Origin of the sequence: Winogradskyella thalassocola (genome assembly GCF_900099995.1) — a bacterium.
GTDB lineage: Bacteria > Bacteroidota > Bacteroidia > Flavobacteriales > Flavobacteriaceae > Winogradskyella > Winogradskyella thalassocola.
This window is the reverse complement of record NZ_FNCZ01000001.1, coordinates 773,701-788,839: the sequence shown is the minus strand read 5'-3', so window position 1 is coordinate 788,839 and position 15,139 is coordinate 773,701. Positions and strand designations below refer to the sequence as shown.

The window sequence follows — 15,139 nt, the reverse complement described above, 5'->3', positions numbered from 1 at the left end:
AATTTTGCACAAAAGCATGAGACTATGACTATTGAAGAAGTACAAAACGAAATTATTGATGAGTTCGCAATGTTTGAAGATTGGGAGGAACGCTACCAATACATGATAGACTTAGGTAAGGACCTGCCATTAATAGACGAAAAATATAAGACTGAAGATAATATTATAAAAGGTTGTCAAAGTAAAGTTTGGGTTCACGCCAATATGGAAGACGATAAGGTGAACTTTACTGCAGATAGCGATGCCATTATAACGAAAGGTATTATAGCGATATTGATTAGAGTATTTTCTAATCAGCATCCAAAAGACATTCTTGAAGCTAACACCGATTTTATTGATAAAATCGGCCTAAAAGAACACTTATCACCAACTAGAGCAAATGGCTTGGTTAGTATGATAAAACAACTAAAAATGTATGCTATTGCATACCAAACACAATTAAACTAGTTTATCTTTTTTGTTGAACACATAAAATTATAAACGCACAAATTTAAAGACATGAGCAAACCAACTATAGATACAGCTGTATTAGGAGAAAAAATCTTAAGAGTTATAAAAACTATTTACGATCCAGAAATCCCTGTAGATATCTATGAACTAGGATTAATCTACGATGTTTTAATAAACGAAGATTGCGAGGTTAAAATCTTAATGACCTTAACAACACCAAATTGTCCTGTAGCGGAAACACTACCTTTAGAGGTAGAAGAAAAGGTGAAGTCAATTAATGAAGTTAAAGACGCTGAAGTAGAGATTACTTTCGATCCGCCTTGGTCACAAGATTTAATGAGCGAAGAAGCCAAGTTAGAGCTTGGGATGCTTTAATTAAAACCAATACATGCCAAGACGCACACCTACCTCATTAAAAGACGATAAAAAAACGAGTATAAAATCGTCTTTTAATGCCTTAGTTTATATTCCTAGATTTTTTAAAGAAATCTGGAAAGTTAATAAAAGTCTTTTCCTGTTATCTGCTTTTTGTAGACTTATTGGAGCTTTGCTTCCTGTTATCATTTTATGGATTGGGAAACTCATTATTGATGAAATTATATTACAAATTTCATTAGATCTTTCGGATTACACGACGCTGTGGACGTATGTTGCAGCAGAGTTTGCATTAATTATTCTTTCCGATTTAGTAAGTAGAGCCATTTCTTTAACCGATGGCTTACTTGGCGATGAATATAGTATTGCAACATCAATAACCATAATAAAGAAAACCAATCAGATTAATATTAGCTTATTAGAAGATTCTGAGTTTTACGATAAACTAGAACGTGCCAGAACGCAAACTACAGGTCGTGTTGGCTTAATGTCTAATGTCCTTGGACAAGCACAAAGCGCCATATCTATTGCAACACTAGTCGCTGGTTTAATTTATTTTGAACCTTATTTAATTATTCTGTTGGTACTAAGTATTATTCCTTCATTTATAAACGAAGTCCGATTTAGCCAACAACAGTATTCTTTAGCCCGAAGCTGGACTTCTGAGCGACGCGAGTTAGATTATTTAAGATTTATAGGAGCAAACGATAAAACAGCTAAAGAAATTAAGCTTTTTGGCTTAACCGATTTTGTGGTAGATCGTTTTAAAAACCTTTCAGAAGAATATTACCAACTCAACAAAACCCTTTCTATTAAGCGATCTGCATTAGGTTTTTTATTTAATGTTTTAGGGTCTTTAAGTTATTATGGTGCCTATGTATTTATTATTTATCGCGTGCTTTCTGGAGCGATTACGCTAGGTGAATTAACCTTTCTATCCGGTTCATTTAACCGCTTAATGCGAAACCTTCAAGATTTCTTTTCAAAGTTCACCCGTATTTCTGAAAGTGCTTTGTATTTAAAAGATTATTTCGATTTTATAGATATTTCAATTGTTTCAAAAGTTAAAGAAGACATTCCGCTACCAAAATATATTACTAAAGGTTTTGAGTTTAAAGACGTCTGTTTTGCCTATCCAAATTCCGAAACTGAAATTTTAAAAGGCATTACATTTCATCTTAAGGCAGGTGAAAAACTAGCATTTGTTGGGCAAAATGGAGCTGGTAAAACGACCTTAATAAAGTTATTATTACGTTTCTACGAACCTACTTCTGGTGACATATTATTAGACGGTATTAATATTAACCGTTTTAATATTGCAGAATATCAAGAATACTTCGGAGTCATTTTTCAAGATTTCTTTAGATATGAATTCACCGTTAGAGAAAACATAGCTATTGGAAATATTAATGAACTAGACAACCAAGATAAAATTGAAAATGCCGCTGAATTAAGTTTAGCCAACGAAGTGGTGTCCGAATTAAAACATGGCTATAACCAGCAATTAGGAAAACGTTTTTCTAACGGACAGGAATTATCTGGTGGTCAATGGCAAAAAGTAGCCTTAGCCAGAGCCTATATGAAAAGTGCTGAAGTGATGATTTTAGACGAACCAACTTCTGCACTAGATGCTAGAGCAGAAAGCGAAGTTTTTGGTCGTTTTATTGGTTTAACTGAGGGCAAAACAAGTATTATTATTTCCCATAGATTTAGCACGGTTCGCCAGGCAGATAGAATTTTAGTTTTAGAACATGGAAAAGCATTAGAAATCGGTACTCATGAAGAACTCATGAAAAATGAAGACTTGTATTCTGAATTGTTTACACTACAAGCTGAAGGCTATCAGTAAATCAATTATCTTTGTACTATGGCAGAAGAGATTATTAATAGAGTTGCAAACAGCAAACTAAAGGTTATAGATTTAGAAGACTATTATCCAAAAGGTGAACGTGTTCTTTTTGATATAAAGGATTGGTTGATGGAAGGTTTAGTACTTCGAGAAAAAGACTTTAGAGCTTTTGTTTCAGAACACAATTGGTCGCAATACCAAGATTGTTATGTGGCCTTATATTGTTCAACTGATGCAATTGTACCCGATTGGGCTTATATGCTAATTTCAATAGAACTTCAAGACTATGCTAAATTGACTGTTATTGGTTCACTAGACGATTTGGAATCCATTTTATATGCTCAGATTATTTCGAATTTAGAAGTTGCTCAATATGAAGGCTTACCAGTGATTATAAAAGGGTGTTCTCATAAACCTGTACCTTCAAACGCCTTAGTATTGCTTTCTCAAAAATTAAAACCAATTGCAAGGACTATTATGTTTGGTGAAGCTTGTTCTTCCGTTCCTTTATTTAAAAGAAAATAATATTAAAAAAAATGTGACTTTTTGAAAGTTTTATGGTCTTAAGAGTAGATGCAATGAAGTAATACGGTATTTACTAAAATCAATAAACTCTTATATTTGCAAATTAAAACAACTTTAAATTATTAAATTTTAATCCATTATGAATAAAAAATTACTTTTATCAACCCTCGTATTGTTAGCTGTAACTTTTGGTTTTTCTCAAACAAAAGAAGAATTACAAGCTCAAAAAGCTGAGAAACAAGCTGAAGCTAATAAGTTTCAAGAAGAAGCGAATGCTTTACAAGCACAAATAGATGCCTTGCCAGGTTGGAGAAAAGGTGCTTTTGGTACTATTGGTGGTAGCTTATCTAATTTTAATGATTGGTACTCACAAGCTGCACCAAACAATTCAACAGGAAATATTGGAATCACTTTTAATGCTTTCGCTAATAAAATTGAAGATAAATATTTTTGGAGAAACTCGCTTAATATTAGTCTTGCTTGGGTAAAATTAGATGATAAAGATACTGACGCAGATAGTGATGATTTTGAACCTACATCAGATGTTTTTAATATTTCTTCACTTTACGGTAGAAATATCAGTAAGACTTGGGCTATTTCTGGTTTAGCAGAATACAGAACTACACTTTTAAATGACTTTAATGACCCAGGATTTTTAGATGTCGGTGTTGGTGCGACATGGACTCCTATTGAAAATTTAATTGTGGTTATTCGCCCTTTAAACTACAACTTTGTATTTGCTGAAAATGATGCTGCTTTTCAATCGTCTGCAGGTGCTAAAATTGTAGCAGATTATACAAGACAAATCGGAGCTATTAACTTTAAGTCTAACTTCTCTACGTTCCAAAGTTATGAAGATAGTGACCTATCTAACTTTACTTGGACAAACTCATTTAGCTATACCTTATGGAAAATGATTGGTGTTGGTTTTGATTTTGCTTTAAGAAGCAACAAACAAGAAGCTGCTAACTACCAAGCTGTAGACTTAGCTGATGCTGATAATAAATTGCAATCTTATTACACAGTTGGTCTAAGCTACAAGTTCTAGTACTAAATAAGCTCAACAACATAAAAAAAAGCCTGTCTTAAATTAAGACAGGCTTTTTTTATACTGATGCTATTAGCTTTAATTAAACTTTTTCTTTTTCTCTTTTTTCTTAAACAATCGTTTAATAAAACCGTCGCGTTTTGTAGGTTCACAGTCTAAATCTGTTAAAACTTGCTCCGAAGGTTTTTCAAACTGCGCCTTTGTAATGGTATTGAAGTCGCTGTCTTTATTCAATTTCTGATAGAATTTAGCAAAAATAGGTAATGCGGAATTAGACCCTTGCCCCATACCTGTAGATTTAAATCCAATGCTGTGATTGTCATTACCAACCCAAGTGATCGTTACCAACTTAGGTGTTAAGCCAACAAACCACCCGTCTTTGTTATTTTGTGTGGTTCCTGTTTTACCTGCAATTTCATTTTTTAATCCGTAGGTACTTCTTAATCGTGTTGCTGTACCTTTATTAACTGTAGATTTCATCATTTCTAAAAGCACCTGCCTCGTGTATTCAGTATAGGCTTCTTTTTCAGAAATTTCAGGTTGATACGTTGCAATGACGTTTCCAAATTTGTCTTCTATTTTAGTAATGTAATACGGTTTTACGGCTTTACCTTTATTAAGATAACTAGCATAGGCACCTGTTAAATCCTTCACGCTTATTGCTGCAACTCCTAATGCTAATGAGGGTTCATTGGGTAGTTTTTTTGAAATCCCCAACTTTTCAACTTGCTCCAATACTTTTGGAATACCAACTTCTTCTAAAACCTTAACAGAAATGGTGTTTACCGAATTACTTAAAGCGTTTTCTAAGGTGTAATTAATAAAAGGATCTTCTTCATCACTTCCGGAATTGGTCGGTGTCCAGTCGTCATAATCTGTATACGTCACTTTGTTTAATGAAAAGTACGTACATGGACTTAAACTGTTATTAATGGCAGCCGTATATACAAAAGGTTTAAAAGTAGATCCGACTTGGCGTTCGCTTTGCGAAATATGATCGTATTTAAAATATCTGTAATCAATTCCTCCAACATAAGCTCTTACGGCTCCAGTGGTTGGCTCAACAGACAACATTCCTGTGTTTAAAAATTTTAGATAATGTTTCAAACTATCTATCGTGGATATGTTTTTAATCGTATCACCTTTCCAACTAAATAAGTCTGTAGGTCGTTTAATATTTAATGAATCTTCAATTTGATTTTTAGTTAATCCTTGTTCTTTATAAGTTTGTACCTTAGTAAGTTTAGCAATGGCACTTTCAATCAATTTAGAATTGGTTTCCCAAGGTGAATTTTTGCCATACGATGTTTCAAAATCAACTTGAAGCTTACTCATATGCTCTTTCATAGCCGCTTCCGCCAATTGCTGCATTTTAAAATCTAAGGTGGTATGAACAATTAAGCCATCTTTATAGAGGTCGTATTTTTCTCCTTCAGGTGTTTTTAAAGTGTCTAAAATAGATTCTAATTGTTTTTTTACTTCAGCTCTAAAATAAGGAGCTAAACCTAAATCATGATTAAAAGAGCGATAGTCTAATTGTTGATCTTGTTCTGAAAAATAGGCTAATGAGTCTTTAGAAAGATAACCATAGTTTACCATTTGACTCAAAACGACATTTCTTCGATCTTTACTTCGCTCTAAATGAACTCTAGGATTGTAATACGTATTTGCTTTTAATGTGCCTACTAAAGTTGCCGCTTCAAGAATTGAAATGTCATTTACCGATTTATTGAAAAATTTAAGCGACGCACTTTCGATACCATACGTATTATCAGAAAATGGAACCGTGTTGAGATATAAGGTTAAAATTTCTTCTTTAGAATAAACGGATTCTATACGCTTGGCAACAATTGATTCTTTAAACTTATTAATAAGCATGCTGAATAATGCGTAATTCTTTCTGCCATATAAGTTCTTTGCGAGTTGAAGTGTTATCGTGCTTCCGCCCCCAGCTGATTTATCTTGAAGAATTAAACTTTTTACAAACACTCGCATTAAGCTAATGTTGTCTATACCATCGTGCTCATAAAAACGAGAATCTTCAGTAGCAACTAATGCATCGATAAGATGTTTTGGCAAATCCTCATACGTTACAGGTTGCCTGTCATAGATATAGTATTTGCCAATTAATTTTTCGTCTTTGTCTAAAAGCTGAGTCGCTTGCTCTTGCTTAATAGAACTGATATCCTCTATAGTTGGAACTTTTCCGAATAAACCTACATATATGCTAATATATAGACCAAACAGAAACAATAAAATGGCTGTTAGGAGAATAACGAGCCATTTTATCCATTTGTTTTTTAAAATCTTTTTAATTGAAGTTTTAAAGCGTGATGGAGAAGCTTTCATACAAAAGAATTTTTTATTCTATATCTTCAACGTCTGGATATAGGAAATGATTGTATGGAAAACGTGTCACATGGATTTCTCTAACTTCTTTATAAACGCGTTTTCTAAATTCGTCCATATTCTCTTTATTTAATGCCGAAATAAATAAAGCATTATCTCCCACTCTAGACATCCAAGTTTTTTTCCATTCTTCGATAGTATAATTAGCCTTAGTACGCACTTCTACTAAATCCTCCTCATCAAAAGGCTCCGCTTCATATGCATCTATCTTATTAAAGACCATAATAGTTGGTTTATCTTTACTATCAATCTCATCTAAAATCTGATTTACAGAGTCTATATGTTCTTCAAAATTAGTATGTGAGATATCTACCACATGAAGCAACAAATCAGCTTCACGGACTTCATCTAAAGTACTTTTAAAAGATTCTACTAATTGTGTTGGTAGTTTTCTAATAAATCCAACTGTGTCACTCATTAAGAATGGTAGATTACCAATCACTACTTTTCTAACCGTAGTATCTAAGGTCGCAAACAATTTGTTTTCTGCAAAAACTTCACTTTTACTAATAACATTCATTAAAGTAGATTTACCAACATTGGTATACCCGACTAAAGCCACACGTACCATTTGTCCTCGATTACCACGTTGAACGGACATTTGCTTATCAATGGTTTTAATCTTATCCTTTAATAAGGAAATTCTATCGCGTACAATACGTCTATCTGTTTCAATTTCGGTTTCACCAGGTCCACGCATTCCAATACCACCCTTTTGACGCTCGAGGTGTGTCCACATTCCTTTTAGTCGTGGCAGTAAGTATTCGCATTGCGCTAATTCTACTTGTGTTCTTGCATAACTAGTTTGCGCACGTTGCGCAAAAATATCTAAGATAAGATTTGTCCTATCAAGAATTTTACATTCTAAAATCTTACTAATATTTCGTTCTTGAGCTGGAGTTAACTCATCATCAAAAATTACAGTACCAATATCATTGGCTTCAACAAACTGCCTAACATCTTCCATCTTACCCGTACCAATAAAGGTCTTAGGGTTGGGCATGGCCATTTTCTGCGTAAAGCGTTTTACAACCTCTCCACCTGCTGTAAAAGTTAAAAACTCTAATTCGTCTAAGTATTCTTTAGACTTTTCTTCATCTTGATCTTGTGTAACAACTCCAATGAGTACAGCTTTCTCTAATTCTATATCTTTTTTCTCTATCATAATTAAGTAAAGTACAAAGTTAAGCAAATGGTTTAGTCCTAATAATATTTTAAAAACCTATATTTAATCCTATGAATAATAATATTGACCCTTATACAATTGCATTTTATAATATCGAAAACTTATTCGATATAAACAAAGACCCTTTAACAAATGATAAAGATTTTTTACCTACATCTCAAAAACGCTGGACTTTAAAGCGCTATCAAAACAAATTAATGAAATTGGGAACTGTAATACCCCAAATAGGTAATGAAGATAATCAAATTGCGCCAGTAATCATCGGTTTAGCAGAAGTTGAAAATCAAAATGTTCTCTCAGATTTAATAAATAGTAAAAATCTTATCGATGAAAACTATAAATATATTCATTTTGACTCCCTAGATGAAAGAGGCATAGACGTAGCATTACTATATAAACCTGATATTTTTAATATAACCCATTCTGAAACCTTTTCTGTATATCTTCAAAACGAAAAGGGAGAACAAGATTACACTAGAGATATTCTTTTGGTACAAGGAGAACTTAATAATGAACTTATTAATATAATTGTTAATCATTGGTCATCTCGAAGAGAGGGTGTAAAAGAGACTGAATTTAAGCGCATAGCTTCCGCCAATGTTGTAAATGCTGTTATTAAAAAGCTAAAAAAGGAAAATTTAAACGCTAAAATTATTGTAATGGGAGACTTTAATGATAATCCCAATTGTAATAGTTTGTTATTACTTGAAAACGAAAGTGGTCTTTTTAATCCATTTAAAACCGTTTGGTCTAGAGATAACGGAAGCCTAAGTCATAATTTCCAATGGAACTTATTTGATCAAATTTTATTCACTACTAATTTTTTTGACACTAGTAATTCGAACTTAGTATTTAGCGACGCTAAAGTTTTTAATAGTAAATTTCTTACGCAATTAGAAGGCAAATATAAAGGTCAACCTTTTAGGACCTTCGTAGGCAAAAAATATAAGGGAGGTTACAGCGATCATTTCCCTGTTTTTATTGAATTGAAGCCTTCATAAAAAATAGCCCACCCATTTGTCGATTAATACGGTAGTTAATCTATTTTAATATTGTTAACAACATGTTAATAGTCATTTTTTATATATTCGAGTTCGCATAGTCAAAACGTCTAACCAACGTCAGCTATGCAGAACACAACACAATTTTTCTAAAAAAACCAACAAACAACTTTATAATCAAACAGTTATAAAGAAATTAAATAATTTTTAACAAACCGATTAATAATGAAAAAAATTACTCTATTTTTAATCATGCTAGGTTTCTTCCTTACAGCTAGCGCTCAATATGATTTTCCACCAATAGTGGGACCAACAGCAGTAGTATCAGGAGAGTATACTACAATTAATTTAAACGATATCGCTAATACAGCTGGTGCACCAGCATCTTCAACAGGTAGTTATGATTCGTTTTCTATATCAGTAGATTGGTCACAATTAGATGGATTACCATATTCTAATGAAGCAGATCTTACAGTTGTTACTACAGCGGGTTCTGTTTTAATAGACCCAGCCACTACAGGTTCTGCTTATAGTGATGATGATACAACTCTAACCTTTGCAGGAAACTTTTCTGGAGTTTATGATCCAACAACAGATGGTTTTATGGATTTAATTTTAAATCAAAGTTACGATCCATCACAAGCTAATTGGTCTAACATTGTAGTAACGTTATTTGAAAGTCCTTCATGTGTTGTTCCATCAGACATGATGACTTCTATGTTAACAACCACAGAAATAGATTTAACATGGACTGCAGGTTATTCAGAAACTACATGGAATTTAGAATATAACAGTGGAGCAGATTTTACACCAGGAAATGGTGAAGAAGAAAACTCTGTTATGGTTACAGGTACTGCAGCTACGTCATTTACAGGCTTAACTGAATATACAAATTATTATGTTTATTATCAAGCCGATTGTGGTACAACGGATGGTGCAAGCGAATGGGTAGGTCCATTCACTTTTTATACAGGTTATTGTGAATCAATACCGTCATCACTTGATGGAGCTGGTATTCTTGAGGTGCTATTAGGAACCGAAACCTTCACTTCTGGAGGACCTGATGTTACCTATGAAGATTTTACAGGAACAACTGTTGATTTGGCTGCTGCCGTAAATGCTAACTTACAAATAACATTTGGCACAGGGTACACCTATGATACTAATGTTTGGATTGATATTAATAATGATTTAGTTTTTGACAATGAAACAGAACTATTTTATGACGGAGTATCAACTTTTGACGATCCAACAACACTTAACGCTTCTTTTGTAATGCCTGATGCACCGTTAGGAGTTTACAACATGAGAATAGGAACAGCTGACTCTGGTCAAGCAACACCTAACCCATGTTATTCAGGTACATACGGTGTAACAGTTGACATGATTATAAATATTACTGCAGCACCTAATTGTATTCCACCAAGTGCATTAACCACAAATGGGGTTGGTGCTAATAATGCGGATCTTGCTTGGACACAAGTTGGAGCTGTATCAGAATGGAACGTTGAGGTTGTACCAACAGGAACAGCTCCAACAGGGAATCCTACGGGAACGAATGTTGCAAACCCATATAACGCCACTGGCTTAGATGGTTTAACAAGTTACGATTACTATGTACAAGCTAATTGTGGTAGTGAGCTAAGCTTATGGACAGGCCCTTTTACTTTTACTACTTTATGTGATGTCACTATTCCAGATTACTTTCAAGACTTTACAGATGTTACTTTTGCTTTAGCACCTGAATGTTGGGATGAGGCAAATGATGGTAACCCTACTACCGGGCCTACAGATTTAGGAGCTGGTTCTTGGACTGTAGATGGATTTCTTAATGACGGTACAACTGGTTCGTATAAAGTAAATGTATACGGTACATTTTTAAATGACTGGATTTTATCACCACAGTTTGATTTAACTGGTGGTCCTTTCCAAGTAGAATTTGATTTTGGAATCACACAATGGGGTAATGCCAATGCTGGTACATTAGGTTCTGATGATTCAGTACAATTATTAATATCAGACGATAACGGAGCTTCATGGACGACTTTAGTAACTTATGATAGTACATCTACAGTACCTGCAAGTGGTGCACACCCTGTCGTGAATTTAACGGCATATAGTGGTCAAATAGTTCAATTTGGAATATATGCAACTGACGGAACTGTTGATGACACAGTAGATGTAGATGTTTTTGTAGATAATTTTCAAGTTAGAGCAGTACCTGACTGTCCTGAACCAAATGATTTAGCAGTAACAAACATAACCTCTGATGGTGCAGAATTATCGTGGGTAGAAGCAGGAACGTCGACCATTTGGAATGTAGAAATTGTAGAAGCAGGGGAAACACCAACAGGTACACCTACGGATTTTAACGTTTCTAGTCCTTATATTGTAACAGGTTTAGATGCAATTACCTCTTATGATTTTTATGTACAATCGGATTGTGGTGGAGATATCAGTGTTTTCACTGGTCCTTTAAATTTCACAACATTATGTTCTGTATTTATTCCTGATTATATCCAAAACTTTGCAGATGTTACTTTTGCTGATGCACCTGAATGTTGGAATGAGGCAGATAATGGAGATTTAACTACTGGCCCTACAGATTTAGGTGACAGTTCTTGGACTGTTGATGGATTTCTTAATAATGGCACAACAGGAGCATACAAAATAAACATTTTCGCACCATTCGGTGATCCTTTTAATGATTGGATTTTAACACCACAATTTGATTTAACAGGTGGGCCGTTTCAAGTAGAGTTTGATTTTGGAATTACACCATGGGGAAGTGCTAGTGTTGGAACATTAGGTTCAGATGATGTCGTAGAATTCTTAATATCTACCGATAACGGAGCAACATGGTCATCGTTAATAACATATGATAACACTTCTACATTACCTGATACTGGTGATCATCCTGTAATGGATTTAACAGCATACAGTGGTCAGATAGTGCAATTTGCATTTTATGCTACTAGTGGAACTGTGGATGATAATGCCGATAATGATATTTTTGTAGATAACTTTAGAGTGAGAGGCATTCCAACGTGTCCTGAGCCAACAGATTTAACTGCTATAAATTTAAGCTTAACTTCTACGGAATTAGGTTGGACAGAAAACGGAGCTTCAACAACTTGGAATATACAATACGGTGAAGCTGGTTTCGCACTTGGTACTGGTACAATTGAAGAAGGTATTACTACTAATCCATATATTTTATCTGATTTAACATCAGATACAAGCTACGAGTATTATGTACAAGCCGTATGTGGCCCTGGAGATTTAAGTTCATTTAATGGGCCCTTCGAGTTCTATACGGGTTACTGTGCTTCTATTCCTTCATCTAATGATGGTAATGGAGTTAACAACGCAACAATTGGGTTAACAGATTTCCCAAGTCCAGGAGATGTCACTTATGAAAATAATACGTCACCTGTCGTGAATGTTTTCCAAGGAATAAATACCAATGTAGAAATAGAATATGCACATACAGCAACCTACAATACTAATATCTGGATAGATTTTAATGATGACTTAATCTTCGATGCTACTGAGATGGTTTATGGAGGAGCTTCTGCAGGTGGTAGTAATCCACATATATTAGATGCTTCATTTACGATGCCTTTAACCGCTCCAATAGGAGAACATAGAATGCGAATCGTAGGAACTGATTTTGTACAAACACCTGTTAATCCATGTTATAATGGTACTTGGGGTGTAACTTTAGATTTTACAGTAAACGTTCAAGAATTAAACTGTACACTAGCAGAAGCAGAATATACAACAGTACCAGACTGTGATAACGATCAATTTTACATTGCTGTAAATGTTATAAGTTTAGGTGATGCTGATTCATTAATAATTTCAAATAATTTTGACGGAGGCACAATTCAAGTATTTGATGCTGAAACCTACCAAGCTGGTCCTTTCGATTTTGGAACTGCAGTTAAGATATTTGTAACTAATGAACAAGATAATAATTGTGTTATCAGCAGTGATACTTTTGAAGTTTTAGCATGCCCACCAGTTAATGATGAATGTGCCCAAGCTATAATGGCAGTAGTCAATGAGTTTGGTAGTTGCGATTTAGTAACTCCAGGTACTATCCTTGCTGCAACACCTTCAGGTATTCCTGATAGTTCTTGTACGGGCACACCAAATGATGATGTTTGGTTTGAGTTTACAGCTTTAAGTGAAGTTCAACTTATTTCAATTATTAATATCGTTGGAGGTACTACCAACTTAGACCATGCTGTATATGAAGGATCTTGTGGATCTTTAACTGAATTATATTGCTCAGACAGCGATGCAAGCATAACACCTCAATTAACTATTGGTACAACCTATTATTTAAGAGTCTTTAGCGGAGGTAGTCAATTAGAAACGTCTACGTTTGATCTTTGTATTAGACCTGCGCCTACAAATACTATCTGTGACAATGCAGAGAATTTCTGTTCACAAGGAGGAGCTTTAGTAGCACCAAGTATATTTGGTATTCCATCTGCTGGTGCAATAGCATGTTTAACTTCTGCTCAAAACCCAACATGGAATACTATTCAAATTGGTAATCCTGGATTGGTTGAAATTACAATATCACAAGTTGATGATGAAGGAGATGGTTTAGACGTCGATTATGCACTTTGGGGACCTTTTAGTTCTATAGAAGATTCTTGTGGTAATATAGATTTGGGTTGTCCAACACCAGGTGATTGTCCAGGAATTCCATACGCACCAGAATTTTACCCATATGGAAACATTGCAGATTGTAGTTGGTCAGCTGAATCTATAGAAACACTTACAATAGACAACGCCTTAGAAGGTGAAATCTATATATTGCTTGTTTCTAACTATGGAAACCAACCAGGTACAATTACTATAGAGCAAACCAACGGAGGTGGTCCAACAGATGGAACTATTGAAGCAGAAATCTCTGCTGAAATTGTTAGTAACGAAGTTATTCTGGCAGAGACTGATGATCCTAATATCGTTGAAGCTAGTGTTTGTGGTTTCGATTCCATAACGTTAGAAACGAGTTCACCATTTGCAGATGAATATGTTTGGTATAAAGATGGTTTTGTTATGGAAGGAGAAACTTCTTCAACTCTTGTTGTTACAGAATCTAACAATTACCAAGTACAGGCTACTGATAACCAATGTGGGTCTGAAGCGTTTTCTCAAATAGCATTTATATACCTTTATGAAGATCCAGAGCCATTAGCTCCTCAAACCATCACTGAATGTGATGGACCAGAAGCCGACGGAACGGAGGCATTTGATTTAGACGCTTTCACTACGTCCCTTGGTCTTGAAGGATTTACGGTAAGTTATTATTTGAATACAGATGATGCTAACCAAGCTATAAACCCTGTAACTTCTCCTTTTGACTCAACTGGTGAAATCCTAATTATGAGAATAGAAGATGCTGATGCTGCAACGAACGGATTCATAGGATGTCGTGAGTTATCTCAAGTAGAGTTAATAGTTAACCCTAGACCAGTTATAAATCAACCAGATGATTTTGTAGTTTGTGATGATTTAGATGGTACAGTAGATGGTGAAACAGAATTTGATTTAGTTTCAATAAATACTGATGTTACAACGGAAGCTGATATCGTTATTTCTTACCATACCTCTTTAGAATTAGCAGAAGCTGGATCAGAAGCATTAACTAGTCCATATTCTAGTTCTGGAGAAACTGTTTATGTAAGAGCTGAGAATACAGTAACGGGCTGTTACCAAACCACTTCTTTTGCATTAGAAGTTAACATCGTGCCATTAGCTAATTTTGATCTTCAATATAATTATATAGTTTGTCCAGCTGCAACAGTTCCAATTACAATTGGTGTAGCCCCTTCTAACTTTACTGATGCTGATGTTTCAGTCACTTGGTCTTTAGATGGTAATCCAATAAGTGGAAGTGGAACAACCTTAAGTTCTGTACTTCTTGCAGGTGAATATTCAGCAACAATAACCTTTAATAGTACTGGATGTTCTAATACAATAACAGCAACTGTTGAAGAGGCAGAGTCTTGTATTTTCCCTGAAGGTATTTCTCCAGGAGTATCACCTGGCCAGAATGATAGTTTTGACTTAAGTAGTTTTGATGTTACTAAACTCGAAATATTCAACAGAAACGGAACCCTCGTATATTCAAAAAATAATTATACGGATGAATGGGTTGGACAAACTAATGATGGTGATGAGTTACCAGTAGGTACTTATTTCTATACTGTTGTGTACGAAGGTGGTGCAAAATCAAAAAGTGCTTGGGTATATATTAACAGATAAATCAATTA

The 15,139-nt window shown here is 34.5% G+C and carries 9 protein-coding genes; 7 read left to right on the top strand and 2 right to left on the bottom strand.

Annotated features, from left to right (window positions below; genetic code table 11):
- Positions 1–24: 24 nt before the first annotated feature.
- The 5 genes from BLT80_RS03295 to BLT80_RS03275 all read left to right on the top strand — a co-directional run bounded on the left by BLT80_RS03295 (position 25) and on the right by BLT80_RS03275 (position 4,247).
- The gene (locus tag BLT80_RS03295) at positions 25–447 is read left to right on the top strand and encodes a SufE family protein (RefSeq protein WP_092466151.1); all 423 of its coding nucleotides are present in this window, start codon (positions 25–27) and stop codon (positions 445–447) included.
- A 51-nt stretch (positions 448–498) separates the two neighbouring features.
- Positions 499–825 carry an iron-sulfur cluster assembly protein gene (locus tag BLT80_RS03290; RefSeq protein ID WP_092466150.1) on the top strand — a complete coding sequence of 109 codons (327 nt, stop codon included), beginning with the start codon at positions 499–501 and terminating at the stop codon, positions 823–825.
- A gap of 13 nt (positions 826–838) precedes the next feature.
- Positions 839–2,674 (top strand): ABC transporter ATP-binding protein, encoded by a 1,836-nt coding sequence (locus tag BLT80_RS03285; protein ID WP_092466149.1) that lies wholly within the window; start codon positions 839–841, stop codon positions 2,672–2,674.
- An 18-nt stretch (positions 2,675–2,692) separates the two neighbouring features.
- Positions 2,693–3,199 (top strand): DUF2480 family protein, encoded by a 507-nt coding sequence (locus BLT80_RS03280; protein ID WP_092466148.1) that lies wholly within the window; start codon positions 2,693–2,695, stop codon positions 3,197–3,199.
- 139 nt (positions 3,200–3,338) lie between these two features.
- Positions 3,339–4,247, top strand: coding sequence for a DUF3078 domain-containing protein (locus BLT80_RS03275; RefSeq protein ID WP_092466147.1), 909 nt, complete (start codon positions 3,339–3,341; stop codon positions 4,245–4,247).
- 78 nt (positions 4,248–4,325) lie between these two features.
- Here the strand turns inward: BLT80_RS03275 and BLT80_RS03270 are convergent, their stop codons facing one another.
- Positions 4,326–6,596 carry a transglycosylase domain-containing protein gene (locus BLT80_RS03270; RefSeq protein ID WP_092466146.1) on the bottom strand — a complete coding sequence of 757 codons (2,271 nt, stop codon included), beginning with the start codon at positions 6,594–6,596 and terminating at the stop codon, positions 4,326–4,328.
- A 13-nt stretch (positions 6,597–6,609) separates the two neighbouring features.
- Positions 6,610–7,821 (bottom strand): GTPase HflX, encoded by a 1,212-nt coding sequence (hflX, locus tag BLT80_RS03265; RefSeq protein WP_092466145.1) that lies wholly within the window; start codon positions 7,819–7,821, stop codon positions 6,610–6,612.
- Positions 7,822–7,892: 71 nt separating this feature from the next.
- Between hflX and BLT80_RS03260 the strand changes: the two genes are divergently transcribed.
- Entirely contained in the window at positions 7,893–8,843 is a 951-nt protein-coding gene (locus BLT80_RS03260; protein ID WP_092466144.1) for an endonuclease/exonuclease/phosphatase family protein, read from the top strand.
- Between the two features lie 225 nt (positions 8,844–9,068).
- On the top strand, positions 9,069–15,131 hold the full coding sequence (locus BLT80_RS03255) for a GEVED domain-containing protein (RefSeq protein ID WP_092466143.1): 6,063 nt from the start codon (positions 9,069–9,071) through the stop codon (positions 15,129–15,131).
- The last annotated feature ends 8 nt before the right edge of the window (positions 15,132–15,139 follow it).

Bases quoted from the DNA above. Each gene is read 5' to 3' on its own strand.
- BLT80_RS03290 (WP_092466150.1), top strand. From the start codon at position 499: ATGAGCAAACCAACTATAGATACAGCTGTATTAGGAGAAAAAATCTTA.
- BLT80_RS03255 (WP_092466143.1), top strand. From the start codon at position 9,069: ATGAAAAAAATTACTCTATTTTTAATCATGCTAGGTTTCTTCCTTACA.
- BLT80_RS03260 (WP_092466144.1), top strand. From the start codon at position 7,893: ATGAATAATAATATTGACCCTTATACAATTGCATTTTATAATATCGAA.
- BLT80_RS03285 (WP_092466149.1), top strand. From the start codon at position 839: ATGCCAAGACGCACACCTACCTCATTAAAAGACGATAAAAAAACGAGT.
- BLT80_RS03270 (WP_092466146.1), bottom strand. From the start codon at position 6,596: ATGAAAGCTTCTCCATCACGCTTTAAAACTTCAATTAAAAAGATTTTA.
- BLT80_RS03275 (WP_092466147.1), top strand. From the start codon at position 3,339: ATGAATAAAAAATTACTTTTATCAACCCTCGTATTGTTAGCTGTAACT.
- BLT80_RS03280 (WP_092466148.1), top strand. From the start codon at position 2,693: ATGGCAGAAGAGATTATTAATAGAGTTGCAAACAGCAAACTAAAGGTT.
- BLT80_RS03295 (WP_092466151.1), top strand. From the start codon at position 25: ATGACTATTGAAGAAGTACAAAACGAAATTATTGATGAGTTCGCAATG.
- hflX (WP_092466145.1), bottom strand. From the start codon at position 7,821: ATGATAGAGAAAAAAGATATAGAATTAGAGAAAGCTGTACTCATTGGA.